This window comes from Gammaproteobacteria bacterium (assembly GCA_028817225.1).
Lineage (GTDB): Bacteria > Pseudomonadota > Gammaproteobacteria > Poriferisulfidales > Oxydemutatoraceae > Oxydemutator.
The window spans coordinates 1-24,807 of sequence record JAPPQC010000053.1 but is presented as its reverse complement, the minus strand read 5'-3'; the positions used below and the strand labels follow the sequence as shown (position 1 = coordinate 24,807).

Below are 24,807 nucleotides of genomic sequence, written 5' to 3'. Positions count from 1 at the left end.
GCGGGCCGGTCGGCGCGCGGTGCGCCGACTGTCAGATGGCGGTGTCGCCGGACTCGCCGGTGCGGATGCGAACCGCCTGCTCCAGGTCGAGCACGAAGATCTTGCCGTCGCCTATCTTGCCGCTGTTGGCGGTGGCGGCGATGGCCTTGACGACGGCGTCGGCCTGGGCGTCGGTCACCGCCGTCTCCAGTTTCAACTTGGGCAGAAAGTCAACCACATACTCGGCGCCGCGGTAGAGTTCGGTGTGGCCCTTCTGGCGCCCGAAACCCTTGACCTCGGTGACGGTCATGCCGGTTACATTGACCCGCGACAGCGCCTCGCGCACATCGTCGAGTTTGAACGGCTTGATGATGGCCACGACCAGTTTCACGACACGCCCCCTCAGGCGACCGGCAGGGTGACCCCGGTCTGCTTCTGGTATTTGCCGTTGCGGTCCTTGTAGGAAGTCTCGCAGATGTCGTCGGATTCAAGAAACAGCAGTTGCGCGACGCCCTCGTTGGCGTAGATTTTCGCCGGCAGCGGCGTCGTGTTCGAGAATTCCAGCGTGATGTGCCCCTCCCACTCCGGCTCCAGCGGCGTTACATTGACGATGATGCCGCAGCGCGCGTAGGTGGACTTGCCGACGCAGATTGTCAGCACCGAGCGCGGGATGCGAAAATACTCCACCGTGCTCGCCAGCGCGAACGAGTTGGGCGGGATGATGCAGACATCGGCGTCCATCGCCACGAAACTGTTCTCGTCGAACGCCTTCGGGTCCACAATCGCCGAATTGATGTTCGTGAACACCTTGAAATGGCTGCTGCAACGGACATCGTAGCCGTAACTCGAGGTGCCGTAGGAGATGACGCGGGCGTCGTCCAGGCGCGAAATCTGGCGCGGCGCGAACGGCTCTATCATGCGCCTTTCGCGCGCCATCTCGCGGATCCAGGTGTCGGCCTTGATGGGCATGGCGGTCAATCGTTCTGAATGACGATTTTCGGAAACTTCGCCGAGTAGTCCTTGGCGCGCACCGCAAGGCGCGCCGCCGTTTTTCTCGCGGTTTCAAGATAGACGCCGGCGAGGCGCCCGTGCGGCTCGGCGACGACCGTCGGTTTGCCGCCGTCGGTCTGCTCGCGGATGGCCTTGTCGAGCGGCAAACGCCCCAGCACCTCAACGCCGTAGTCGCGCGCAATCCGGTCGCCGCCGCCGGCGCCGAAGATGTGCTCTTCGTGGCCGCACTGGCTGCAAATGTGGGTGCTCATGTTCTCGATGATGCCGAGGATGGGCACATCCACCTTCTCGAACATCTTGATGCCCTTGCGCGCGTCGAGCAGCGCGATGTCCTGCGGCGTCGTCACAATGACCGCGCCGCTGACCGGGATTTTCTGCGCCAGCGTCAGTTGCACATCGCCGGTTCCGGGCGGCAGGTCCACCACCAGGTAATCGAGGCCGCGCCAGTTGGTGTTGTTCAGCAGTTGTTCCAGCGCCTGCGTCACCATCGGCCCGCGCCAGATCATCGGCGTTTCCTCGTCAATCAGGAAACCGATGGACATCGCCTGCACGCCGAACGAGTCGAGCGGCTCGAGCGTCTCGCCGTCCTTGGTGTCGGGCTGGCCGCGGATGCCGAGCATCGTCGGCTGGCTGGGGCCGTAGATGTCGGCGTCGAGCAGGCCGACGGCGGCGCCTTCCGCCGCCAGCGCCAGCGCCAGGTTGACCGCCGTCGTGGACTTGCCGACACCGCCCTTGCCGGACGCCACGGCGATGACATTGCGGATGTTGGCGAGCGGCTTCAGGCTTTTCTGCACCGAATGCGACTGAATCTCCCAGCTGGCGTCCACCTCGACGCGCTCAACGCCCTCCAGCGCCTTGACCTTGTCCTCGACCATGCCCGCCAGTTCGGCGACAAAACTCCGCGCCGGATAGCCGAGACACAGCCGGGCGCGCACCGTGGCGCCCTCGACGGCAATGTCGGCCACCGCCCCGGACGCGACCAGGTCTTTCCCGGTGTTGGGGTCTATCGTCTCTTTCAGGGCCTGTTCGACCGCCTGGCTGTTCAGTTGTGACATGGTTTTGCGCCGGCTGAAACACCGGCTGTTCCGCGATTATATCCGCCATTATATCAAAGGCGGCGCATGTATAATTGCAGGCACGCAAACGACAGACCGGCGCGACGGCAACGACCGTCGGCGACCGAAAAGCCGCAGACACCGCCGCCCGCCGACTCCGCAGATGACCGAAAAACGCGAAATTCTGGTTACCAACGCCCTGCCCTACGCCAACGGGCCGATTCATCTGGGGCATTTGCTGGAATACATCCAGGCCGACATCTGGGTGCGCTTTCAGCGGCTGCGCGGCAACGACTGCCATTACATCTGCGCCGACGACGCGCACGGCACGCCGATCATGATCAAGGCGCAGGAAGAGGGCGTCGCCCCGGAGCAACTGATTGCGCGCATGCACAAGGAGCACCTGGAAGACTTCAAGGCGTTTCTGGTGCGCTTTGACAACTACCACACAACCCACTCCGATGAAAACCGCGAACTGTCGAACCTGGTGTACCGCCGCCTTCGCGACGGCGGCCACATCGTGCGCCGCAGCATCACCCAGGCGTTTGACGAGCAGGCCGGCATGTTCCTGCCCGACCGCTACATCCGCGGCGAATGCCCGCGCTGCGGCGCCGCCGAGCAATACGGCGACTGCTGCGAGGTGTGCGGCTCGACCTACGCCGCGTCGGAACTGGTGAACCCGGTTTCGGTGCTGAGCCGCAACAAGCCGGTTGAGCGCGAATCGGAGCACTACTTCTTCCGGCTGGGCGACTTTGCCGGGCAACTGAAGGCGTGGACGCAGGGCCGCCATGTGCAGCCCGAAATCAGCAACAAACTCAGCGAGTGGTTCGAGGCCGGGCTGCAAGACTGGGACATCTCGCGCGACGCGCCCTACTTCGGCTTTGAGATACCCGACCACCCGGGCAAGTATTTCTATGTGTGGCTCGACGCGCCCATCGGCTACATGGCGAGTTTCCGCAACTACTGCGAACGCGGCGGCGCCGACTTCAACCGCTTCTGGCAGGAAGGCGGCGACACCGAACTGCACCACTTCATCGGCAAGGACATCGCCTACTTCCACACGCTGTTCTGGCCGGCGATGCTGGCGGGCGCCGGTTTCCGCCAGCCGACGGCGGTGCACTGCCACGGATTTGTGACCATCAACGGGCAGAAAATGTCGAAATCGCGCGGCACCTTCATCACCGCCAAAACCTATTTGCGACACCTGCCGCCGGAATACCTGCGCTATTACTTCGCGACGAAACTCGGCAACCACATCGGCGACGCCGACCTGAACCTTGACGACTTCGTGCAGCGGGTCAACAGCGACCTGGTCGGCAAGATTGTCAACATCGCCAGCCGCTGCGCGAGTTTCATCCACAAGCACTTTGACGACCTCGTGCTGTGCACCGACGACACCGCCGGCCACGAACTCTACCGCGAATTCACCGACGCCGGCGGCGGCATCGCGCACGATTACGAAAACCTTGAATACGCCGCCGCGATGCGCTCCATCATGGTGCTGGCCGACAAGGCCAACCAGTACATTGACCGCCGCAAGCCGTGGGACATCGCCAAACGCGACGGCGCGAGCGCCGAACTGCATATTGTTTGCAGCCTCGGCCTGCTGCTGTTCAGCCGCCTCGCGCTGTATCTGCGCCCGGTGCTGCCCGACACCTGTGCAAAAGCCGCGGCGTTTCTGAACTGCGCGCTCGACTGCTGGCAAGACGACCCGTTCGCCGACAAGCAGCGCCGCGGCGAACAACACCACAAGATCAACCGCTTCCAGCCGCTGCTGACGCGCATTGAACGCACCGCCGTCCGGCAACTGGTCGCGGCGCCGGGACAGGCCGATAGCAAGGCCGGCAGTAAAACCAAAGGCAAAGCCGGCGGCAAAACCAGCGGCGAGGCCGACGACAGAACCGGCGGCAAGACTGCCACAAGCGGCGCAACAGCGAAAGCAACGCAGAAGACCGGCGGCAAAACCGGCGCAACCGACGCGGCGAAAAAAACAACGCAGATTGAATACGCCGACTTTCAGAAACTTGACCTTCGCGTCGGCAAAATCATCGGCGCCGAGACCGTTGACGGCGCCGACAAACTGCTGCGCCTTGAAGTGGACATCGGCGAGGCCAACCCCCGCAGCATCCTCGCCGGCATCCGCCAGGCATACAAACCGGAACAACTGCGCGGGCGCCTTGTGGTCGTCGTCGCCAACCTGGCGCCGAAGAAAATGCGCTTCGGCGTTTCCGAAGGCATGGTGCTGGCCGCCGGCCCCGGCGGCGGTGACCTGTTTCTGGTGGCGGCGGACGACGGCGCCGAGGCCGGCATGGAAGTCAAGTGAGCCGCGCCGCAACGGAAACCGCCGGTGGCGCGGCGCTGAAATTCACGCGCGCCGTCGCCCGCATTGACGAGGACGAATGCATCGGCTGCGCGCTGTGCCTGGCGGCGTGCCCGGTGGACGCCATCGTCGGCGCGTCGCAATGGATGCACGGCGTTCTCGATGAACTGTGCATCGGTTGCGAACTGTGCGTGCCGGTGTGCCCGGTGGACTGCATCACGATGAAACCGCTGCCGGCGGCGCGGCAGACGCCGCAACAGCGCAAACAACACGAACAGCGCCGCGCACGCGAGGCCGGACTGCGAATCAAGGCGCGCAAGGCGCGGCTGGCGCGCGAGACCGAACGCCGCGACAACGCAAGACTGGCGGCGAAGGAAACATTCCAAAAACAACTCGCGGCGCGCACGCGAAGCAGCGCGAAACAAACCGGGGAATAACCAAATGCTGCCGCAGGCGTCGGTCCGCAAACTGTTCGCGCGCCTGAAAAAGCGCAACCCGGAGCCGCGCAGCGAACTGGTCTATCGCTCGCACTTTGAACTGCTGGTGGCGGTGATGCTGTCGGCGCAGGCGACCGATGTCAGCGTCAACAAGGCGACGCGAACGCTGTTCAAGGAGGCCAACACGCCCGCGAAGATGCTGAAACTCGGCAAGCGCAAACTGAAAAGCCACATCAAGACCATCGGCCTGTTCAACGCCAAGGCCGACAACATTCTCGCCACCTGCAAAATCCTGCTGGACGAACACCGCGGGCGCGTGCCGGACAGCCGCGACGCGCTCACCCGCCTGCCCGGCGTTGGCCGCAAGACCGCCAATGTCATCCTGAACAACGCCTTCGGCCAGCCGACCATCGCCGTGGACACGCACATCTTCCGCGTCAGCAACCGCACCGGCCTGGCGCCCGGCAAGACGCCCGACGCCGTTGAACAGGCGCTGCTGCGGGCCGTGCCCGACTCGTTCAAGCGCCACGCCCACCACTGGCTGATTCTGCACGGGCGCTACACCTGCAAGGCGCGCAAGCCCGAATGCGGCGCCTGCGTTATCGCCGATTTGTGCAAGTGGCCGGACAAGGATACAATGACGCCTGCGGGACGGATTGATTAATCACAGGAGGGCGTCATGCAGGCAATCACCGATTTCGTCAACACCATCAGCGGCATCGTCCAGATGCAGGCAATCACCGATTTTGTCGAAACCATCAGCGCCATCGTCTGGGGGCCGCCGATGGTCGTCGCCATTCTCGGCGTCGGCATTTTTCTGATGTTTCGCCTGGCGTGGATGCCGGTCAGAAAAATCGCCTACGGCTTCGCGCTGCTGTGGAAGGGCAGGAAGCCGCAGGGCGCCGGCGACATCAACCCGTTCAGCGCGCTGATGACATCGCTTTCGGCGACCATCGGCACCGGCAACATCGTCGGCGTCGCCACCGCCATCGCGCTCGGCGGGCCGGGCGCGCTGTTCTGGATGTGGATGACGGCGCTCGTCGGCATGGCCACCAAATACGCCGAGGCGGTGCTCGCCGTGCACTACCGCGAGACCGACGCCTCGGGCAAGCACATCGGCGGGCCGATGTATTACATCCGGAACGGGCTGGGCAAGAAGTGGACCTGGCTGGCCGTCGCCTTCGCGTTTTTCGGCACCATCACCGCCTTCGGCATCGGCAACATGGTGCAGTCCAACGCCATCGCCGACGCGCTCGACGACAAGGGCGTGCGCCCGCTTTACAGCGCCATCGTGCTGACGGTGGTGACCGGCATCGTGCTGCTCGGCGGCATCACCCGCATCGCCAAATGGGCGACCAGCCTGGTGCCGACAATGGCGGTGCTGTATGTGGTTGCCGGGCTGGTGGTGCTGGCGGCGCACATCACCGAAATTCCGGCGGCTTTCGCAACCATCGTCACCACCGCCTTCACCGGCACCGCGGCCAGCGGCGGTTTTGCCGGCGCTGCGGTGTGGCTCGCGATTCGCTTCGGCGTTGCGCGCGGCATCTTCTCGAACGAGGCCGGGCTTGGCAGCGCGCCCATCGCGCACGCCGCCGCCAAAACCGACAACCCGGTGCGCCAGGGCCACATTGCGATGCTCGGAACTTTTATTGACACGCTCATCGTCTGCTCCATCACCGGCCTTGCCATCGTCGTTACCGGCGTGTGGACCAGCGGCGAGACCGGCGCCGACCTGACGACGATGGCTTTCGCGGCGACGCTGCCCGGCAGCGAATACATCCTGATTGCCGGGCTGATTGTGTTCGGCTTCACGACGATACTCGGGTGGAGTTATTACGGCGAGAAATGCTGGCAGCACCTGTTCGGCCTGCGCGCCATCACCGCCTACCGCCTGCTGTACCTGGCCACGGTGTTTCTCGGCCCGATGGCGCTGCTGTGGAAAGGCGGCGCCGAAGCCGGCATCAACCTGATCTGGCTGGTGTCGGATGTCTTCAACGCGCTGATGGCGCTGCCGAACCTCGTCGCGCTGGTGCTGCTGTCACCGGTGATTGTCAGACTGACGCGGGAGTATTACGAGCGGAAGTAACAACCGCCGCCGCCTGCACATCGGCGTGGTACGATGACCTGACCAAAGGCCCGGCGGCGATGTGTGCGAAGCCCATTGCGCGGCCCGTTGCGGCGAGGCGCCTGAATTCGGCGGGGCTGGCGTAGCGGCGCACCGGCCAGTAGCCCGGCGCCGGGCGCAGATACTGGCCGATGGTCAGCAAATCCACGCGGTGGCGGCGCAGGTCGTGCATCACCGCCTCAATCTCCTGCGGCGTCTCGCCCAGCCCCAGCATCAGCCCCGATTTGGTCGGTATCGCCGGGAAACGGCGCTTGTGTTCCAGCAGCAGTTCCAGCGACGCGCGGTAATCGGCGCCGGCGCGGACTTCGCGGTACAGCGACGGCGCCGTTTCAATGTTGTGGCCGAACACATCGCACGGCGCGTGTTGCAGCGCGTCCAGCGCGCGTGTCATTCGTTTGCGGAAATCCGGCGTCAGGATTTCAATGCGCGTCGCCGGTGACATCTCGCGCAGCGCGCCGATGCAGGCGGCAAAATGGGCGGCGCCGCCGTCGGCAAGGTCGTCGCGGTCCACCGATGTGATGACGACATATTCGAGTTGCAGGCGCGCTATCAGACGCGCCAGACGGCGCGGCTCCAGCGGGTCGGGCGGCGGCGGGCGTCCGTGCGCGACATCGCAGAACGCACAGCGGCGCGTGCAGCGGTCGCCCAATATCATGAAGGTCGCGGTGCCGCGCGAGAAACACTCGTTGAGGTTCGGGCATTTCGCCTCTTCGCAGACGGTGTGCAGGCGGCTTTCGCGCAGACGCTGCCGCAATTCCCGCACACGCGGATTGGCAACAGGCTTGATACGCAGCCAGCGCGGTTTGGCAAGGCGCTCATCGCGCGCGGCAACGGCGGCGGCGCTTCTCGCGCGTATCAGTTTGTCCGCGCCGCGCCGGTGGCTTGCGGGGGTTGTGCGCGATGCCGCGCCGTGCTCAACGCCGCTCACAGCCGCACCATCAGGGTTGCACGCAACGCCGCGCTGACTTTGCCCGCGCCGCGCCGATGGCTTGCGAAGTTTGCGCGCGGCGCCGCGCCGGCTTCAACGCCGCTCACAGCCGCACCGCCAGGTTGCGCGCGACGCCCGCGCCGGCGCTTTCAACATCCATCGCCACACCGCAGTCCGCCAGTTGCGTCGCCTCGACGCCGCGCTGGCCGCACGCGACGATGCCGGCGAAAGGCGACAAGTCCATGCACACATTCAGCGCCACGCCGTGATAACAGCGCCCGTTGAAAACGCTGAGGCCGAGCGACGCAATCTTGCGCCCTTCCACATACACGCCGGGGGCGCCCGGCAGACGGCGCGCGCGAACGCCGCAACCGCCGAGAAAGGCGATGACGGCCTCTTCCAGCAGGCCGACATAACACCGCACGCCAAGACCGCGGCGTTTGAGGTCAAGCAATGTGTACAGCACGGCCTGGCCGGGGCCGTGGTAAGTCGCCTGACCGCCGCGGTCGGTGTGCACAACCGGAATGGCGTTGCCCGCGACCTGGCGGCGGCGTGCTGATGCTGTCGCACGGTCGGTGTGCACAACCGGAATGGCGCCGCCGGCAACCGGCGCGGCGCGACGCCCCAGCGTATAGACCGGCCAGTGTTCCAGCAGCCACAGTTGATCCTCGTCATCGCCGCCGCGCGCGCGCGTGTAATGGCGCATCGCGGCGAACTCGCCGGCGTAGTCGCGCCGCCCGCGGCAGTGCAGCGGCAGCGCCGCGCCGTGCGTTGTGTGCAGCAGCGTGTCCATCACCGTGTCCATCAGTGGGTAGTGTACACTTGCCGCCCATGCGCGCGCTTTACCCGGAAATCAGCGAAAACCATTCGTTTTTCCTGCCGGTGGACGAATTGCACACGCTCTATGTGGAAGAGTGCGGCAATCCCGACGGGCTGCCGGCGCTGTTTCTGCACGGCGGGCCGGGCGCCGGGTGCGAGAACAACCACCGCCGCTTCTTCAATCCCGGCGCCTGGCGCATCGTGCTGTTTGACCAGCGCGGCAGCGGGCGCTCGACGCCGCACGCCGAACTGAAAGACAACACCACGCAGCACCTGATCGCCGACATTGAAAAAATACGCGCGCATCTCGGCATTGAACGCTGGGTTGTGTTCGGCGGCTCGTGGGGTTCGACGCTGGCGCTCGCCTACGCCGCGGCGCACCCGCAGCGCTGCCTGTCGCTGATTCTGCGCGGCGTGTTTCTGTGCCGCCGCCGCGATTTGCTGTGGTTTTACCAGGACGGCGCGCGCTTTCTTTTTCCGGACTGGTGGCGCTCGTTCGAGGAGGTCATCGCGCCCGAAGAGCGCGGCGACATGATCGGCGCCTATTACCGCCGCCTGACCGGCGACGACGAACAGGCGCGGCTGAAGGCTGCCATCGCGTGGTCGGTGTGGGAAGGCCGCACCGCGACGCTGCGGCCCAAGCCTGCCGTTGTCGAGTTCTTCAGCAACCCGCATGTCGCGCTGAGCCTGGCGCGCATTGAATGCCATTACTTTATCAACCGCATCTTCCTGGACGAGGGGCAACTGCTGGACGACGCCGCCAAAATCGCCGATATTCCGGGCGTGATTGTGCACGGGCGCTACGACGCGGTGTGCCCGCTGGAGCAGGCGTGGCTGCTGCACCGGCACTGGCCGCGGGCACAACTGCAAATCGCCGACGGCGCCGGGCATTCGGCGTTTGAGCCGGCCATCATCCACCGCCTGGTCGAGGCCACCGACGCGGCGGCGCGGCAATTCGCCGGACGGTGATTGCGAGGCGGCGGCGCGCCGCCCGCGCCGCCCGCGCCGGGGGGCGGCGTTTTCCGGCTGTATCGGTTATAATCGTCTCCCCACACGGAAGTTCCGCAGCATGACCGCGCGCACCAGCAGCGTCCGGCGCCACACCGCCGAGACACAGATAGACATTGAACTGAATCTGGACGGTTCCGGAAAGAGCCGCATTGAAATCGGCATTCCGTTTCTTGAACACATGCTCGACCAGTTCCGCAAGCACGGCTGTTTTGATCTGGACCTGCGGGCCTCCGGCGACCTTGAAGTGGACGACCACCACACCGTCGAGGACGCCGGCATCACGCTCGGCCAGGCCTTTACCAGGGCGCTCGGCGACAAGAAAGGCATTCGCCGCTACGGCCACGCCTATGTGCCGCTGGACGAGGCGCTGTCGCGCGTGGTGGTTGATTTTTCCGGGCGTCCGGGGCTGGACTATCATGTGCGCTACCCGCGCGCGCGCATCGGCGAGTTTGATGTGGACTTGATTCACGAGTTTTTCCAGGGCTTTGTCAACCACGCGCAGGCGACGCTGCACATTGACAACCTGCGCGGCGACAACAGCCACCACATCGCCGAGACCGTGTTCAAGGCGTTCGCCAGGGCGTGCCGCATGGCGGTGGAGCCGGATTCGCGCATGGCCGCCGGCCTGCCCTCTACCAAGGGCGTGCTTTGACGCTTTGAACCGCCCGCCGCGGCGCCGCCGCGGCCCGCACAATGACCACCATCACCATTGTGGATTACGGCATGGGCAACCTGCGCTCGGTCGAGAAGGCGTTGCACTGCGTCAGCCCCGAACGCACGCGCATCGTGACCGGCGGCGACGCCGGGCTGATTGACGACGCCGACAAGGTTGTCTTTCCCGGCCAGGGCGCCGCCGGCGACTGCATGGGCGCGATTCACGCGCGCGGCCTTGCCGGGCCGCTGGCGCGCGCCGCCGCCGAAAAACCGTTTCTCGGAATCTGCATGGGGCTGCAAGTGCTGCTTGAACACAGCGATGAAAACGGCGGCACCGACTGCCTCGGCGTGTTCGCGGGCCGCGCCCGCCACCTGGCCGAACACGCCGGCGCGGCGCCGGGCCGCAAGATACCGCACATGGGCTGGAACCGGGTGCGGCAGACGCGGCGCCATCCGCTGTGGGACGGCATCGCCGACAACGAGCATTTTTATTTTGTGCACAGTTACCATGTGGAACCCGCCGACGGCGCGCTGGTGGCCGGGTGCACCGAATACGGCGCGGAATTCACCTGCGCCGTCGCCTCCGGCCTTGTGTTCGCGGTGCAGTTCCACCCCGAGAAAAGCGCCGCCAACGGCCTGCGCCTGCTGGAGAATTTTGTGCGCTGGGACGGCGCGTCTTGAGCGCCTTGAGCGCGGGTGCGTTATACTGACAGGCCCCGACCGGCAACCGCTATGCTTCTGATTCCCGCCATTGACCTGAAAGACGGCAACTGCGTGCGCCTGCGCCAGGGCCGGCGCGACGAGACCACCGTGTTTTCCGACGACCCGGTCGCCACCGCCGAGCGCTGGGCCGAGGCCGGCGCCGAGCGCCTGCACATCATTGACCTTGACGGCGCCGCCAGCGGCAAGCCCGAAAACATGCAGTGGGTTGAGCGCATCACCAAACACCTGCCGGACTGCGAGGTGCAGGTCGGCGGCGGCATCCGCGACGAGGAAACGGTGCAGGCCTATCTGGACATCGGCGTGCAGTATGTGATTCTCGGCACGCGCGCGGCGAGCCAGCCGCACTTCATCAACGACCTGTGCCTGGAGTTTCCGGGGCACATCATCGTCGGCATTGACATCAAGGACGGCAAGATTGCCATTTCGGGCTGGTCGAAACTGCTGCACCACGACCCGGTTGACCTGGTGCAGCACTTTGAGAGCGACGGCGTCGCCGCGATTATCCACACCGATGTCAGCCGCGACGGCATGATGAGCGGGCCGAACATCGAGAGCACGGTGGCGCTTGCGGCCTCGATTCACATTCCGGTCATCGCCGCCGGCGGTTTCACGACGCTGAAAAACATCGAGGCGCTGTGCGCGACCGACGAGGAGGGCATACACGGCGTGGTGCTGGGGCGCGCGCTGTACGAGGGCACGCTGGACCTCGCCGAAACCCGCGAACTCGTCAACCGGCTGCGCCCGCCGCCGGAACGGGGGTGAGGGTGCCGCTGGCGGGGCGTGTCATTCGCCTGGTGCGCCGGCTGGCGCGGCGGACGGCACTGGGGCATTGAGGGGCTGACGATGCCGCTGGCGAGGCGTGTCATTCCCTGTCTTGATGTCAACCGGGGCCGCGTTGTCAAGGGCGTGAACTTTGTCAACATCACCGACGCCGGCGACCCGGTGGAAATCGCCAGGCGCTACAACGACGAAGGCGCCGATGAAATCACCTTTCTCGACATCACCGCCAGTTCCGACGGGCGCGACATCATGCTCGGCATTGTCGAGCGCGTTGCGGGCGAGGTCTTCATGCCGCTGACCGTCGGCGGCGGCGTCCGCGATGTTGAGGACATCCGGCGGCTGCACCGCGCCGGCGCCGACAAGATTGCAATCAACACCGCCGCCGTGCACGACCCGGATCTGGTGCGCCGCGCCGTTGCAAAGGTGGGGACGCAGTGCATCGTCGTCGCGATTGACGCGAAGAAAAACAACGGCCACTGGGAAATCCACACGCACGGCGGGCGCACGCCGACGGGCATAGACGCCGTGCAGTGGGCGCGGCGGATGGAGTCCTGCGGCTGCGGCGAAATCCTGCTGACCAGCATGGACCGCGACGGCACGCGCGAGGGCTTTGACCTGGCGCTGACGCGGCGCATCAGCGAGAGCGTGAACATACCGGTCATCGCCTCCGGCGGTGTGGGTTGTCTGGAGCATCTGGTGGAGGGCGTTACCGAGGGGCTGGCCGATGCGGTGCTGGCGGCGAGTATTTTTCATTATCGTGAGCATACGATACGCGAGGCAAAGGAGTATATGCGGGGGCGTGGGGTGGAGGTGCGGCTTTGAATTGTTTGGACGGGGCGGGGGTTGTCGGGCGCGTTGCCGGCGTGCCGGAAAGCGTTTAGGCCAAAGGCGGGGAGAAGCAGAATGGCGGACATCATCAAGCGCATTGCCGATGTGCTGGAGCAGCGCAAGAGCGCCGGCGCCGGGGAATCGTACAGCGCCTCTCTCTACCGCAAGGGCGACGACGCCATTCTTGAGAAAATCGCCGAGGAAGCGGGGGAGTTGATTGAGGCGGCGGGCGAGGCGGCTGGAACAGCGGGCGATGCGGCGGCAAGGACAACGGACGAGGCGGCGCGCGAGGAGCAGCGACAACGCATCCTCCACGAAATGGCCGACCTGTGGTTTCACTGCCAGGTGCTGCTCGCACACAAGAACATCACAGTAGAAGAACTGCTGGCGGAACTGGAACGACGCTTCGGCACTTCCGGCCATGAGGAAAAGCGGCGCCGTGGAGGGTGAAACGGCGAATGATGCGGTCGGCGGGGCGGGCGGCGCAGCGTGGCCGGACTTCAATTTGATGCAGAAAACAAAAAAATGTACCGTTCGTCGGGTATTTAATACCGCTCATTCCAACACTTACACTTTTTTACACTGCCAAATGCCAAAAAGGCTGCCAAAGGAGGTGGCCTCACATGGCAAAATATACAAAACCGCTGGAAGAAGCGGGCAAGGGTTTGATAGCCCTCGGGAACCTCGGGGCGGGATTGCTTTTTGTTCAATCGTTTTGGGAAATGAACAAGTTGTCTGGTCTTGTTGTGAGTATAATCTGGCTGATTGGCTTTTACATCGTCGGCACGGCGTTAATGAGCATGAGCTACAAAAGGAGAACAAAATGAGTTTCTACGAAAAAGCGGGAGCCATTATTGGTTTGGTAATGCTTGCGCTGGGGATTTTTCTCCATTACAAATACGGACGGGACTGAAAAGCCCGTCGCACTGCGGGCGGTGATTGCAGGATGACATCACCGCCCCGCCCTGAAGCGTATATTGCTTCAGCCTAATCTGAAGCTGCCGCCTCGCGTACCTTCTCCAGTATTCTGACCATCGCCAGAGTGTCCTGTTTGCAGTATTCCAGCAGGGCACGGCGGAGTTTCTCGCGCTCGATTGGGTCGCCGGTTTCCCGCAACACGGCAAAAGCATACATCGCGGCGTTGCCGTCGGCGACTTCCCCCTCGTATTGCATGCCCGGCACCAGAGCAGGCAACACATACTTGATGGAATACCTGCCTTTCATGGGAGGTGTGTAGTAATCCTTGTCACAAAAGGGCCTCATCAAATCTCGTATGTTGTCGCGGATGGTTGCGACAGCATCTGCATAATCAGGGCATGCCTGTTCCAGCGCGTTCAGCACCCTGATTTCAAAGTTTTTGTTATAGACCAGAATACAAGAGTCATCCGGTATCTGCCCAACCAGCCGCCTTGTGAGTTGCGCTCTCGGATCGTCCCGTCCATCGGCCAGATATTCATAATGACGCAATTTGCCTTCCTCACTATTCAGAACATGCAGGGAATATTGAGTGGGAATCAGCCCGTATGGTTTGGCGTTGTCGAAAGGAGGAACGGCAGGCCCCCAGGTTTCAAAATCCAGAAAGCAAAGCGGATACCGCAGTGTGTTCAGAAAACGGGACAGGGCATCCTTGTTCACAACTCTTTTGCCGGTTTTTACCCCTTCAACCTGAATTTGCTGTTCCCTGGTCAATGAAAGATCATCGGGCAAATCGGCAATAGCCACGACTCTTTTTTCGCACAAACCAAATCTTTCCTCTTTGCCGCGCCCGGTAATATCAAGAACAGAATTCTCCGGAACATGCTTCCAGCAATATTCGCGGAAGTCGCACTTGTAAGGTTTCTCACAATGCAAACCGATGGCGATATCCGGCTCTCCATCTTGCAAGGTTTTCTGCATCTCTTCCAGTTCGCCGGGAATTTCTGTTTGCAGATTCATCATCTCATCTGAAACGTCCGCCATGGTGAACAACTGCCGGATATCCAGCTCGCCCTGGCGCACATATTCGTTGTTTATGTGCACAATGAACACGCCGGAAATTTCCAGACCGGCCTTTTTGAGCGCATAGTATTGAATTGCCGCATCATGGCAGTGATGAGATTTCACTTCGGTGGAGCCTTTCACCTCGTATATTTCCCACCCCTTTTCCGTCGGCACAAGAATATCCACCATCACAAAAACACCGGCGGCGGATATCGTGGCTTCGTAGATAGGGGCATCACCGGCCTCAATATACTTGTCGGTCAGGTCCAGCAGTTCGTTGAAGTCCGTATTGTCCCAATCATCTGTCGGAACTTCATAGCCGCCGGGAAACAAACCACAGGCGAGTTTCCCAATAGCGGTGCCTTCATACTTCCTCGCATCACGCGACACGGATTCCTGCGGCGCCAATTCAGGGCGGTGTTTGTGCAACCACAATGCCTTGTGACATTGGCGGCCCCGCATAAAAGAAGATTTTGAGATGTTGATTTTCTTCATGACCGAAATATTTTACAGGCCCGCCAATGTTTCAGGTGTGAAAACTCCACCTTACATCGCCCTCCCCCAACCGGCGTTCCCCGGCAAAATGACAGCGAATCCGAAAAAATTAGCTACCGTTCGTCGGGTATTTAATACCGCTCATTCCAACACTTACACTTTTTTACACTGCCAAATGCCAAAAAGGCTGCCAAAGGAGGTGGCCTCACATGGCAAAATATACAAAACCGCTGGAAGAAGCGGGCAAGGGTTTTATAGCCCTCGGGAACCTCGGGGCGGGATTGCTCTTTTTCCAATCCTTCTGGTTGACAGAAAAGTTGTCCAGCCTCGTGGCAAGTATAGCGTGGTTAATTAGCTTCTATGCCATTGGCATGGCGTTAATAAGCAGAAAAACGAGAAGGAGAAAAAAATGAATTTCTATGTAAAATCGGCGCTCATCATCAGTGCGGTGGTGTTTGCTATCGCGGTTTTTATTCATTTCAAGTACAACAGGTAAAGGGAAAGAAATGAATTTCTACGAAAAAGCAGGAACCATCATTGGCCTGGTGGTGCTTGCTATCGCGATTTTTCTCCATTACAAGTACAGCCGGGACTGAAAAGCCCGCCGCACTGCGGGCGGTGATGACAGGATGGCATCACCGCCCCGCCTTTCGCCCCGCCCCTCACCCCGCCTCCCGCCGCCCACAGACTGCAAAAAAGTGCTACCATATACGCAACCGCACGCGCGCAACCAAACAGGGAGTGAAGTATGAGTTGGGGACCCTTGCAGATATTGCTGATTCTGGTGATAGTCCTGCTTTTGTTCGGCACCAAGAAGCTCAGGGGACTGGGCTCCGATCTGGGCAACGCCATCAAAGGTTTCAAGAAATCCATGGGCGACGAGGAAGAACCCGCCGCCGACAAGCAGCAGAAAGTCACCGGGGAACAAGCCTCCGACAAGAAAGAGTAAGTCGCGGCGATGTCCGACTTTGGCTTCTGGGAACTGGCGCTGATTCTTTTCGTCGCGCTGCTGGTCGTCGGCCCCGACCGGCTGCCGGCGCTCGCCGCGACGCTGGGGCGGTGGGTCGGGCGCGCCAGAAACATCGCCGCCCAGTTCAAGGCCGACTTCATGAACGAGACGCACGCCGACGACCTGAAAAGCATCATGGGCGAGACGCGCGACGCCTTTGACGCCGCGCAGCACTCCATCGGCGAAGCCGGCGCCGGGGTCAACCGCGCGCTGCGCAACACCGACCCGCTGGTCCAATCCATTGAAAACCAGATAGAAAGCGGCCGCTTCACCGGCGACACCGCCGACGACACCGCCGATGACAGGGCGCCCGGCGCCACACCGCCACCCGCTGGCGGCCACCACACCGGCGACACCGACACCACCGGCAACACAGCGCCCGACGCCCGGCCCGCCGCCGCCCGCACCGCCCCGCGCACCGGCGACATCAACACCACCGCCAACACCACGCCCGCCACCGAAGACGAAAACACCGCGCCGCAGCATGGAACCGACGCCCGACGGCAAGACCCGCCCGTCCGCCGAGACTGACACCGACCGGCCCATCGTCTCGCACCTGGCCGAATTGCGCCAGCGGCTGCTGAGAATATTCATCGGCTTCGGCGCGGTCTTCCTGGCGCTGTTCCCGTTCGCCAACCCGATTTACAACTACCTGTCGGCGCCGCTGGTCGCGTACCTGCCGCAGGGAAGTTCAATGGTCGCCATCGAGGTCGCGTCGCCCTTCCTGACGCCGTTCAAGATGACGATGCTGCTGGCGCTGGTCATCTCGCTGCCGCTGATCTTCCACCAACTGTGGGGCTTTGTCGCGCCGGGCCTCTACCGCAACGAAAAGCGCGTCGCCTTCCCGCTGCTGGTTTCCAGCACACTGCTGTTCTACGCCGGCATGGCGTTCGCCTACTTCGTCGTCTTCCCGCTGATGTTCGCGTTCTTCACCGGCATCGCGCCGCAGGGGGTGACGGTGATGACGGACATTGGCCGCTACCTCGACTTTGTCGTCAAGATTTTCTTCGCGTTCGGCGCCGCCTTCGAGGTGCCCGTGGTCACGCTGGTGCTGGTCAAGGCCGGCACGACGACGGTCGCGAACCTGTCGCGCAAACGCCCCTACATCATCGTCGGCGCCTTCGTCGTCGGCATGATGCTGACGCCGCCCGATGTCATCTCGCAGGTGCTGCTGGCGGTGCCCATCTGGCTTTTGTTTGAACTCGGCCTGCTGCTCGCGCGCCTGCTGGAGCGCGGCGAGGAAAAGCCGGCAGGCGGCGCGCCGCCGCTGAACGAAGGAAAGCCTTGAACCGCGCCCGCGTCTCCGCTACATTATCCCGCGCCAGCACCCGCAACCCGACACCCACAGCCCGACACGCAACCTGCACACAGCCCGACACCCGCAGCCCCGCCCGCACCGACACCCGCCGCCGCCCCACCCCGAAAGCCCGCCCAGCCGTTCATGCCCGCAAAACCGCAGTCCGCCGTCAACAGAACGCTGCTGATCATCATTGACGGCTTCGGCATCAGCCCGGGCAAGACCAACAACGCCATCTACCTCGCCAACACGCCGCGTCTCGACCGCTTTTTCTCCGACTACCCGCACACGCTGCTCGAAGCCTCCGGGCCTTCGGTCGGCCTGCCGCCGGGGCAAATCGGCAATTCCGAGGTCGGCCACATCACGATGGGCTGCGGCTGCGTCGTGCCGCAGGACCTGGTGCGAATCAACAACGCCATCAAAGACGGCAGTTTCTTCGACAACCCGTCGCTGGTCTTCATGATGAAGAAGGCGAAGGGCGCGAACCGCCCGATTCACCTGCTCGGCCTGGTCTCCGACGGCGGCGTGCACTCGCATGTCAACCACCTGCTGGCGCTGATTAAACTGGCGCGCGAGCAGGGTTGCCGGCCAATGGTGCATGTCATCACCGACGGGCGCGACACGCTGCCGCGCTGCGCGCACAAGTTCATCGACAAGATAAAAGAGCCGCTGCAACAGGCCGGCGGCGTCATCGCAACCATCATGGGCCGTTATTACGCGATGGACAGGGACAACCGCTGGGAGCGCACCGGGAAAGCGTGGCGCGCGCTGGCGCTGAACGAAGGCGCGCACGCAAACAGCGCCGAAGACGCCATTACCGAGGCCCACCGCGCCGGCATCGGCGACGAGTTCATCGAGCCGGCGGTGCTGCCGGGCGCGCAGCCGATTGCCGGCGAAAACGCCATCCTGTTCAACTTCCGCAACGACCGCCCGCGGCAACTGGTCAAGGCGCTGGCCATCGCCGACTTCAACACCTTCGACCGCGGCGGCGCCGAACTGGCCGACATCGCGACGATGACCGAGATTGACCAGTCTTTCCCGTGCCTGATTGCGTTCTCGCCCATCCGCCCCGGCGCGACGCTTGCGCGCGTCATCAGCGACGCCGGCCTGAAGCAGTTCCATTGCGCCGAGACCGAGAAATACCCGCATGTCACCTTCTTCTTCAACGGCGGCGTCGAGCAGCCGCTGCCGGGCGAGGAGCGCGCACTGATTGATTCGCCCAAAGTCGCCACCTACGACATTCAGCCGGAGATGAGCGCGCGCGAAGTCGCCGACGCCACCATCGCCGTGCTGAAAAAACGCGAACATGTCTTCGCCGTCGTCAACTTCGCCAACGCCGACATGGTCGGCCACACCGCGACGCCCGCGCCGATTATCAAGGCGGTGGAAACAGTGGACCGCGAGGCCGGGCGCCTGGTGGACACGGCGCTTGAACACGGCTGGACAACGCTGATTACCGCCGACCACGGCAACTGCGACGAGATGCTCGACACCGCGACCAAGCAGCCGAACACCCAGCACACGACCAACCCGGTGCCGTGCCTGATCATCGGCAAAGGCAAGATGCCCGACCACCTGGCGAGCGGTTGCAGCATCAGCAGCATCGCGCCGACGGTGCTCGACCTGATGGGGCTTGAAATTCCCGACGAGATGGAAGCCCCGTCGGTCATCGTGGACTGACGGCGCGGCGCGCGCGGCGCGCGAGGCGGGCGCGGTCTCAGGAAGCGGCGCGCGAGGCGCGCGCGGCGTAATTGCGAAGCACCTGGTACACCCGCTGCATCGGGTAGTCCTTGCGAACCGGAATCACGGTGCCGCCTTCGCGCGTGCGCGCGCGGTAGGAGCCGATTAACTGCCGGCGTATCTCCGGCTGGTATTCCTTGAAGTCGTGCAGCAGTTTGCGCTTGACCGTGCCCTCCACCTCAATCTCGCGCCGCCCCACCAGCACATATTCGCGCTGGTAGCCGCCGACCTTCAGCCCCTTGAAATAAACCCGGTAGCGCACTTCCGGGCACACCTTCACGCGCGCCGCGACTTCGGGGCTGCCGCCGGCGCCGAGGCACAGTTTGCGGGTGTAGGTCAGGTGTTTCGGCGTGACGGCGACATCCCACGCGCTGACCGCCGCCTCCAGCAGCGAGACATCTTCGCGGTGTTCGCGCTGCATCGCCTCGCTGCGGCTTTGCCGTTCGCGGCTTTCCTCAAAGCCCTCGTATTCGTCCGCCGAGGGCGCGGCGCGGCGCGTGCGCGCGGGCGCATCGCCGCAAATCGCGGCGACCTGGCCGCGGCTGAAACCTTTTTCAAGGAAATAGTTCACATCATCGCGCGAACACTCCGCGCACGCGCCGCCGCCGGCCAGCAGGCAGGCCGCAAAAGCAATGGTTTTTTTCGTGTTCAACGGCGTATGATTCCTGTCGCTTGCGCGTGGTCGGAGTGAGAGGATTTGAACCTCCGGCCCCTGCCTCCCGAAGGCAGTGCTCTACCAGGCTGAGCTACACTCCGAGCGCCACAGGCGCGGATAATAGCACAACGCCGCCGCGCCGCCGCCGCCCATCCCGCGCCGCCCATTCCGCGCCGGAGCGTTGACGCCGCCGCGCAGGCCCGGTGCGAACGCTGCATCAACACGGCGGCGCGGCGGCGATGCTCTCAAACTCGCGGACGATGGCGGCGCGCGACTGCTCGGCGAGGCGGCGGCGGTCGGATTCGCGCGGATCAATCGGCGGCGTGAAACCGACGACGGCCTCGACGGACTTTTCCCTCAACAGCGGCATCAGATGCTGAAACAGCGGCTGATTCCTGACAAAGGGCACCAGCGCGTTGACGCCGCCGTCGGCGCCGGGATAGCGCAGCGCCACCGGCTGCACCGGCACGCCGGCGTCAATCGCGGCGGCCAGCATCCGCGGGTAGAACGGCCTGATGGCCGTGCCGTCGGTCGTGGTGCCTTCGGGAAACACCGCGACCGCCATGCCCTGCGACAGGCGCGCGTTGATCGCATCCAGCGCGTTGCCGGCGCCGCTGCCGCGGCGCATGAAGACGGTGCCGAAGCGCGCGGCGAGAAAGCCGAACGCAAACCAGCGCCGCACCTCGGACTTCGACAGAAAACACGCCGGGCTGACGCTGCCGATGACGAGGATGTCGAGCCACGAAACATGGTTGGAGACAATCAGCCGCGCGCCTGCGGACGGTTCGCCGCGCACGCGCACATGCACATGCAGCAGGCGCAGGCAGCGGCCCATCAGCCAGCGCATCAGATTGCGCTGGAAGCGGCTGAAACCGGCGTCCGCACGACCGGGCAGCAGGACGAGCGACAGCACCACCGCCAGCAGCACATGCGACCCGGCCAGCACGATGCGGGTTGCGAACCGCAGCGTTCTCATTCGGCGAGTTTCGCGGCGCCGGCGCGCAGGTGCTCCGCCAGCGCATCAAAGTCGCGCAGCGGCGCGTCGCAGACGGTGCCGCGGCACGGATACGCGATCGCCGCGCCCGCCGCGCGCTTGTCGGCGAACGCCGGCGGCAGGTTTTGCGCGTGCGCCGGAATGGCGAAGCACAGCCGCGCCGGATGGTAATGGCGCGCCGTCTCCGCCAGCCATTGCCGCAGCGTGTCGTCGTCGCCCCTCAAGATGATGATTTCGGGCGGATCGCACTGCTCGGCGTGCGCCTTCAGCAGCGTCGTGTGGTGTTCCGGCGCGCGCTGCATCGCCGGCGCCGCCTGTTCCAGCGCGCGCGCCGCCGCGCGCAGATAGCGCTCCTCGCCCAACATCATGCCGAGTCGCCCAAGCGCGACGGCGGCGGTGCCGTAGCCGGACGGCGTCGCCTCGTCGGCCAGCACGCGCGGGCGCTGAATCAAACTCTCGTGGTCGTGCGGCGTGAAATAAAAGCCGCCGCGCCCGGTGTCTTCGTACTGTTCCAGCAGCGTGTCGGCGAGGCGCACGGCGAACAGGAAGTCGTCGCCGTCCCAGCGCGCCTGGCTCAGGCACAGAATCGCGTCCATCAGAAAAGCGTAATCGTCGAGGTAGGCGTTGAGGCGCGCGTGACCGTCGCGGCAGGTTGCAAGCAGGCGCCCGTCGCGCCACATCACCCGCCGGATGAACGCCAGCGCGCGCCGCGCCGAGGCTTCGTATTCGGGTTCGCCGAAGCGGTAGGCGGCCTCGGCCATGCCCTTGATCATCAGCGCGTTCCAGCCGGTCAGTATCTTGTCGTCGCGCGCCGGCGGCGTGCGTTCAAGGCGGCGCTGGAACAGCGTCTCGCGCGCGCGTTGCAGCAAACCGCGCACCTCGCCGGGGGCGCGCTTCAGGTGTTGCGCCGCCTGCTCCGCATCGCGCCATTCGGCCAGATGCCAGCGGCCCCCGAAATTGGCGCGCCGCTCCAGCCCGTAGCAATGCCTGACAACCTGCCGCTCGTCCTGCGGCAGTTCGTCAATCTCGCGCTCGCTCCACACATAGTAGGCGCCCTCGCCTTCCGCCGAATCGGCGTCCAGCGTTGAGCAGTAGCCGCCTTCGGGCAACTGCATCTCGCGCATGACCCAGCCCGCGGTCTCGCGCGCCTTGTCGCAAAACATCGCGCCGCCGCCGACGCTCCACGCCCGCGCCAGCAGCCCGAGCAGCGGGCCGTTGTCGTACAGCATCTTCTCGAAATGCGGAATCTCCCAGCGTTCGTCCACCGAGTAGCGGTAAAAGCCGCCGCCAATCTGGTCGTACACGCCGCCGCGGCTCATCCGCTCAAGCGTGAACAGCGCGATGTGCGCGCTGCGCGCGCGCGCGGCGGGCGGCGCGCCCCGCGCCCAGTAATCCAGCGCCCATTCAATGCAGGCGCATTGCGGGAACTTCGGCTCGCCGCCGAGGCCGCCGTGTTCCGGGTCAAACAGGCCGTCGAGCGCGCGCGCGGCGGCGTCCTGCCACTGTATCTGCGGCGACGCCGCGCCGTCGTCCGGCCCGTAGATTTTGCCGAGGGCGGCGCGCACGGCGGCGGCGTTGTCGCGGATTTCGGCGCGGTGGTTGCGGTAGTAGTCGTGGGCGAGGCGCAACACCTCCTTGAACGCGGGCAGGCCGTGGCGCGCCTCCTTCGGGAAATAGGTGCCGCCGAAAAAAGGCGACTGGTCGTCGGCGGCGAGGAACATCGTCAGCGGCCAGCCGCCGGTGCGCTGCGTCAGCAGCAGTTGCGCGGTCTGGTATATCTTGTCAATGTCGGGGCGCTCCTCGCGGTCCACCTTGATATTGACGAACAGGTCGTTCATCAGCGCGGCGGTCTCGGCGTCCTCGAACGATTCGTGCGCCATCACATGGCACCAGTGGCAGGCCGAATAACCGATGGACAGCAACACCGGCTTGTCCTCGGCGCGCGCCTTGTCAAGCGCCTCGCCGCCCCACGCAAACCAGTCCACCGGGTTGTCGGCGTGCTGCTGCAAATACGGACTGGTTTCCTCCGCGAGACGGTTTTTTCTGTGAGACATGGTAAGGCGCCTTGCCGGGCCGCCCTATCTTACCCGACATCGGCGGCGGCGGCGCGGCGAGTGAATAAGTTACCATAGCGCCCATGCTCGTCTTTCCCGAATTCGACCCCGTCGCCGTTTCTGTCGGCCCGCTGCAGGTGCGGTGGTACGGCCTGATGTATCTCGCCGGCTTCATCGCCTTCTACCTGCTGGGCACGCGGCGCGCGCGCGCGGCGTGGCGGAAGGTGCAGGCCGCGCAGGTCGGCGACCTGCTGTTCTACGGCGTTGTCGGCGTCATCGTCGGCGGGCGCGTCGGCTATGTGCTGTTTTACCACTTCGCCGCGTTCGCCGCCGACCCGCTGATGCTGTTCCGCGTCTGGGAAGGCGGCATGAGTTTTCACGGCGGCCTGCTGGGTGCCGCCGGCGCGATGCTGTTCTTCGCGCGCAAGAACAACCTGCGGTTTCTCGAGGTCGCCGACTTCGCCGCGCCGCTGGTGCCCGTCGGCCTCGGCACCGGTCGCATCGGCAACTTCATCAACGGCGAACTGTGGGGGCGCGCGACCGACCTGCCGTGGGGCATGGTTTTTCCGATGGCGGGCGATGTCGCGCGCCACCCGTCGCAGTTGTACGAACTGTTGCTGGAGGGCGTTGTGTTGTTCGCGGTTTTGTGGGTTTATTCGGCGAAGCCGCGCGGCGTCGGCGCCGTCAGCGGCCTGTTCGCGCTGCTCTACGGCGTGATGCGCTTTGCCGCCGAATTCTTCCGCGAGCCGGACGCCCACATCGGCTTCATCGCCTGGGACTGGCTGACGATGGGGCAGTTGCTGTCGCTGCCGCTGATTGCCGTCGGCGCCGCACTGATGGTGATGGGCGGGCGGGCTGCGGCGAACCCGCGCTGAATGGGTGGTGCGCCGCGCAACCGGGCGGCTGCGACAAACCCGCGTTGAATGGGCCGTGTGCCGGGCAGCCGGTCAGCGGTGTCCGGGGCCGCCGACCGGCGTTATCGTGCTCTCCTGAGTGGCATGACCGACATTGACACCGCTGTCCATCCGGCCGCGCCAGTGCAACAGCGCCTTCTTCAGCCGCTAACTGGCGTGGCTGATGTTGACATCGTTGTCCGAGAAAGCACCGACTCCGGCCGCGATGCCAACCCCGACTCCGGTGACCGCACCGGCGACAGCCAGGGCGGAGACCGCGATGACCGTTACGCCAATCGCGACAGCTGCGGTGCCCCCGACCGTCGCCCCGAAAATACCGGCGACGCCCGCGCCTATCGCGCCCAACCCGAGGAGAATAATCGCAAGGGCGCCTTCACCGCCGACCACTTGCTCCAGTTCCTCCTCGCTCAGGTGCATTTGCCGCAGCGCCTTGTCAAACTCCGGGAATTCCGGCACGACAATGTTCACTTCATTGGCGGTGTTCTGCGGATAAACCACATTGACTTTCTCGAACCGGTCCATCAGTTCTTTCAGTGCGGCCTTGTCTTTCGCCAGCACGCTCTTGTCCGTCATGTCGGCGCCAATCAGGACCGCCACCAGTTCATTGACCGGGGTCAATCGTATGTTCCCCTGTGTTTTCAGACTCATTGTTTCTTTCTCCTCTTCTGGTTGATTCTGCGCTTGCGCACACACCCCGCTTGCGGGCGCACACTGCCGCCGACACCGGCGGGCAAGCCGTACTGTAGCACCTGCACCCCGCCCGGCGGCTCAACAACCTGTGGCACCGGCAACCCGCGCCGCTATCCCGTTGATATTGCGGGAAACGGCGAAATCTGAGCGCCGGGGAAACGACGGCGGCGGCGCAATGCCGACAGCAGCAACAGCGCAGCGGAGCGGAGCCGGGCGGGGGGGGGCGAAGGCGGCGGCGCGGACAGCGGCGTTGCGTACGCCGTTCGTCGGAAGAGATTGATTGCCGCTTCATACACTTGGCTGTTTTTT

Annotated in this window: 27 protein-coding genes, 1 tRNA gene and 1 pseudogene; 17 read left to right on the top strand and 12 right to left on the bottom strand. The window is 64.2% G+C overall.

Annotated features, from left to right (window positions below; all coding sequences use genetic code 11):
• Window positions 1-31: 31 nt before the first annotated feature.
• Genes OXU50_07500 through apbC form a run of 3 tightly spaced genes read right to left on the bottom strand, consistent with a single transcriptional unit; the run spans window position 32 to window position 2,045 of the window.
• A complete protein-coding gene (locus tag OXU50_07500; GenBank protein MDD9869716.1) occupies window positions 32-370 on the bottom strand; it encodes a P-II family nitrogen regulator in 339 nt (112 codons plus the stop codon).
• Window positions 371-381: 11 nt separating this feature from the next.
• Entirely contained in the window at window positions 382-948 is a 567-nt protein-coding gene (dcd, locus tag OXU50_07495; GenBank protein ID MDD9869715.1) for a dCTP deaminase, read from the bottom strand.
• A 5-nt stretch (window positions 949-953) separates the two neighbouring features.
• The gene (gene apbC, locus OXU50_07490; protein ID MDD9869714.1) at window positions 954-2,045 is read right to left on the bottom strand and encodes an iron-sulfur cluster carrier protein ApbC; all 1,092 of its coding nucleotides are present in this window, start codon (window positions 2,043-2,045) and stop codon (window positions 954-956) included.
• Window positions 2,046-2,208: 163 nt separating this feature from the next.
• Between apbC and metG the strand changes: the two genes are divergently transcribed.
• The 4 genes from metG (at window position 2,209) to OXU50_07470 (ending at window position 6,888) form a co-directional block, all read left to right on the top strand.
• Window positions 2,209-4,368, top strand: coding sequence for a methionine--tRNA ligase (gene metG / locus OXU50_07485; GenBank protein ID MDD9869713.1), 2,160 nt, complete (start codon window positions 2,209-2,211; stop codon window positions 4,366-4,368).
• Window positions 4,365-4,802, top strand: coding sequence for an RnfABCDGE type electron transport complex subunit B (locus OXU50_07480; GenBank protein MDD9869712.1), 438 nt, complete (start codon window positions 4,365-4,367; stop codon window positions 4,800-4,802). The genes metG and OXU50_07480 overlap by 4 nt, the downstream gene beginning before the upstream one ends.
• Window positions 4,803-4,806: 4 nt before the next feature.
• Window positions 4,807-5,466, top strand: a complete 660-nt coding sequence (nth, locus tag OXU50_07475) for an endonuclease III (protein ID MDD9869711.1) — start codon at window positions 4,807-4,809, stop codon at window positions 5,464-5,466.
• Window positions 5,467-5,529: 63 nt separating this feature from the next.
• On the top strand, window positions 5,530-6,888 hold the full coding sequence (locus tag OXU50_07470; protein MDD9869710.1) for a sodium:alanine symporter family protein: 1,359 nt from the start codon (window positions 5,530-5,532) through the stop codon (window positions 6,886-6,888).
• Here the strand turns inward: OXU50_07470 and lipA are convergent.
• Complete coding sequence (gene lipA / locus OXU50_07465) at window positions 6,854-7,855, bottom strand: lipoyl synthase (protein ID MDD9869709.1); 1,002 nt, start codon at window positions 7,853-7,855, stop codon at window positions 6,854-6,856. The two genes, OXU50_07470 and lipA, sit on opposite strands and share 35 nt — an antisense overlap.
• 103 nt (window positions 7,856-7,958) lie before the next feature.
• Window positions 7,959-8,660: a lipoyl(octanoyl) transferase LipB gene (lipB, locus tag OXU50_07460; GenBank protein ID MDD9869708.1), complete on the bottom strand. Its 702-nt coding sequence runs from the start codon at window positions 8,658-8,660 to the stop codon at window positions 7,959-7,961.
• A gap of 26 nt (window positions 8,661-8,686) precedes the next feature.
• Here lipB and pip point away from each other — a divergent pair, with 26 nt between their 5' ends.
• The 7 genes from pip to OXU50_07425 all read left to right on the top strand — a co-directional run bounded on the left by pip (window position 8,687) and on the right by OXU50_07425 (window position 13,583).
• Entirely contained in the window at window positions 8,687-9,643 is a 957-nt protein-coding gene (gene pip, locus OXU50_07455) for a prolyl aminopeptidase (GenBank protein ID MDD9869707.1), read from the top strand.
• 100 nt (window positions 9,644-9,743) lie between these two features.
• Complete coding sequence (gene hisB / locus OXU50_07450; protein MDD9869706.1) at window positions 9,744-10,337, top strand: imidazoleglycerol-phosphate dehydratase HisB; 594 nt, start codon at window positions 9,744-9,746, stop codon at window positions 10,335-10,337.
• Window positions 10,338-10,378: 41 nt separating this feature from the next.
• Window positions 10,379-11,020, top strand: a complete 642-nt coding sequence (gene hisH / locus OXU50_07445; GenBank protein MDD9869705.1) for an imidazole glycerol phosphate synthase subunit HisH — start codon at window positions 10,379-10,381, stop codon at window positions 11,018-11,020.
• Between the two features lie 51 nt (window positions 11,021-11,071).
• Window positions 11,072-11,824 (top strand): 1-(5-phosphoribosyl)-5-[(5-phosphoribosylamino)methylideneamino]imidazole-4-carboxamide isomerase, encoded by a 753-nt coding sequence (gene hisA / locus OXU50_07440; protein ID MDD9869704.1) that lies wholly within the window; start codon window positions 11,072-11,074, stop codon window positions 11,822-11,824.
• 81 nt (window positions 11,825-11,905) lie between these two features.
• Window positions 11,906-12,664, top strand: a complete 759-nt coding sequence (gene hisF / locus OXU50_07435) for an imidazole glycerol phosphate synthase subunit HisF (protein MDD9869703.1) — start codon at window positions 11,906-11,908, stop codon at window positions 12,662-12,664.
• A gap of 81 nt (window positions 12,665-12,745) precedes the next feature.
• Window positions 12,746-13,120: a phosphoribosyl-ATP diphosphatase gene (locus tag OXU50_07430; GenBank protein MDD9869702.1), complete on the top strand. Its 375-nt coding sequence runs from the start codon at window positions 12,746-12,748 to the stop codon at window positions 13,118-13,120.
• Window positions 13,110-13,583 (top strand): hypothetical protein, encoded by a 474-nt coding sequence (locus OXU50_07425; protein MDD9869701.1) that lies wholly within the window; start codon window positions 13,110-13,112, stop codon window positions 13,581-13,583. Before OXU50_07430 ends, OXU50_07425 begins: the two co-directional genes overlap by 11 nt.
• A gap of 74 nt (window positions 13,584-13,657) precedes the next feature.
• On the opposite strand, the gene OXU50_07420 is transcribed toward OXU50_07425, so the two are convergent.
• Window positions 13,658-15,145, bottom strand: coding sequence for a DUF2779 domain-containing protein (locus OXU50_07420; GenBank protein ID MDD9869700.1), 1,488 nt, complete (start codon window positions 15,143-15,145; stop codon window positions 13,658-13,660).
• Window positions 15,146-15,354: 209 nt separating this feature from the next.
• On the opposite strand from OXU50_07420, the gene OXU50_07415 reads away from it, so the two are divergent.
• From OXU50_07415 to gpmI, 5 genes and pseudogenes are all read left to right on the top strand, one after another.
• Window positions 15,355-15,558 carry a hypothetical protein gene (locus tag OXU50_07415; protein ID MDD9869699.1) on the top strand — a complete coding sequence of 68 codons (204 nt, stop codon included), beginning with the start codon at window positions 15,355-15,357 and terminating at the stop codon, window positions 15,556-15,558.
• Window positions 15,559-15,893: 335 nt separating this feature from the next.
• Window positions 15,894-16,094, top strand: coding sequence for a twin-arginine translocase TatA/TatE family subunit (gene tatA, locus OXU50_07410; GenBank protein ID MDD9869698.1), 201 nt, complete (start codon window positions 15,894-15,896; stop codon window positions 16,092-16,094).
• Between the two features lie 9 nt (window positions 16,095-16,103).
• The gene (tatB, locus tag OXU50_07405; GenBank protein ID MDD9869697.1) at window positions 16,104-16,685 is read left to right on the top strand and encodes a Sec-independent protein translocase protein TatB; all 582 of its coding nucleotides are present in this window, start codon (window positions 16,104-16,106) and stop codon (window positions 16,683-16,685) included.
• Window positions 16,639-17,409, top strand: a pseudogene (gene tatC, locus OXU50_07400) (twin-arginine translocase subunit TatC). Before tatB ends, tatC begins: the two are co-directional and overlap by 47 nt.
• Window positions 17,410-17,595: 186 nt before the next feature.
• On the top strand, window positions 17,596-19,131 hold the full coding sequence (gene gpmI / locus OXU50_07395; GenBank protein ID MDD9869696.1) for a 2,3-bisphosphoglycerate-independent phosphoglycerate mutase: 1,536 nt from the start codon (window positions 17,596-17,598) through the stop codon (window positions 19,129-19,131).
• 37 nt (window positions 19,132-19,168) lie between these two features.
• Here the strand turns inward: gpmI and OXU50_07390 are convergent, their stop codons facing one another.
• The 4 genes from OXU50_07390 to OXU50_07375 all read right to left on the bottom strand — a co-directional run bounded on the left by OXU50_07390 (window position 19,169) and on the right by OXU50_07375 (window position 22,894).
• Window positions 19,169-19,843 carry a hypothetical protein gene (locus OXU50_07390; protein MDD9869695.1) on the bottom strand — a complete coding sequence of 225 codons (675 nt, stop codon included), beginning with the start codon at window positions 19,841-19,843 and terminating at the stop codon, window positions 19,169-19,171.
• A gap of 27 nt (window positions 19,844-19,870) precedes the next feature.
• Window positions 19,871-19,947 (bottom strand) — tRNA-Pro (locus tag OXU50_07385).
• A gap of 116 nt (window positions 19,948-20,063) precedes the next feature.
• Window positions 20,064-20,822 (bottom strand): lysophospholipid acyltransferase family protein, encoded by a 759-nt coding sequence (locus OXU50_07380; GenBank protein ID MDD9869694.1) that lies wholly within the window; start codon window positions 20,820-20,822, stop codon window positions 20,064-20,066.
• Complete coding sequence (locus OXU50_07375) at window positions 20,819-22,894, bottom strand: thioredoxin domain-containing protein (GenBank protein ID MDD9869693.1); 2,076 nt, start codon at window positions 22,892-22,894, stop codon at window positions 20,819-20,821. The genes OXU50_07380 and OXU50_07375 overlap by 4 nt, the downstream gene beginning before the upstream one ends.
• Window positions 22,895-22,977: 83 nt before the next feature.
• On the opposite strand from OXU50_07375, the gene lgt reads away from it, so the two are divergent.
• Window positions 22,978-23,769 (top strand): prolipoprotein diacylglyceryl transferase, encoded by a 792-nt coding sequence (gene lgt, locus OXU50_07370; protein ID MDD9869692.1) that lies wholly within the window; start codon window positions 22,978-22,980, stop codon window positions 23,767-23,769.
• Window positions 23,770-23,955: 186 nt separating this feature from the next.
• On the opposite strand, the gene OXU50_07365 is transcribed toward lgt, so the two are convergent.
• Window positions 23,956-24,456 carry a hypothetical protein gene (locus tag OXU50_07365; GenBank protein ID MDD9869691.1) on the bottom strand — a complete coding sequence of 167 codons (501 nt, stop codon included), beginning with the start codon at window positions 24,454-24,456 and terminating at the stop codon, window positions 23,956-23,958.
• Between the two features lie 152 nt (window positions 24,457-24,608).
• Window positions 24,609-24,807 (bottom strand): hypothetical protein (locus tag OXU50_07360; protein ID MDD9869690.1); only part of this gene is annotated, 199 nt, incomplete at its 5' end.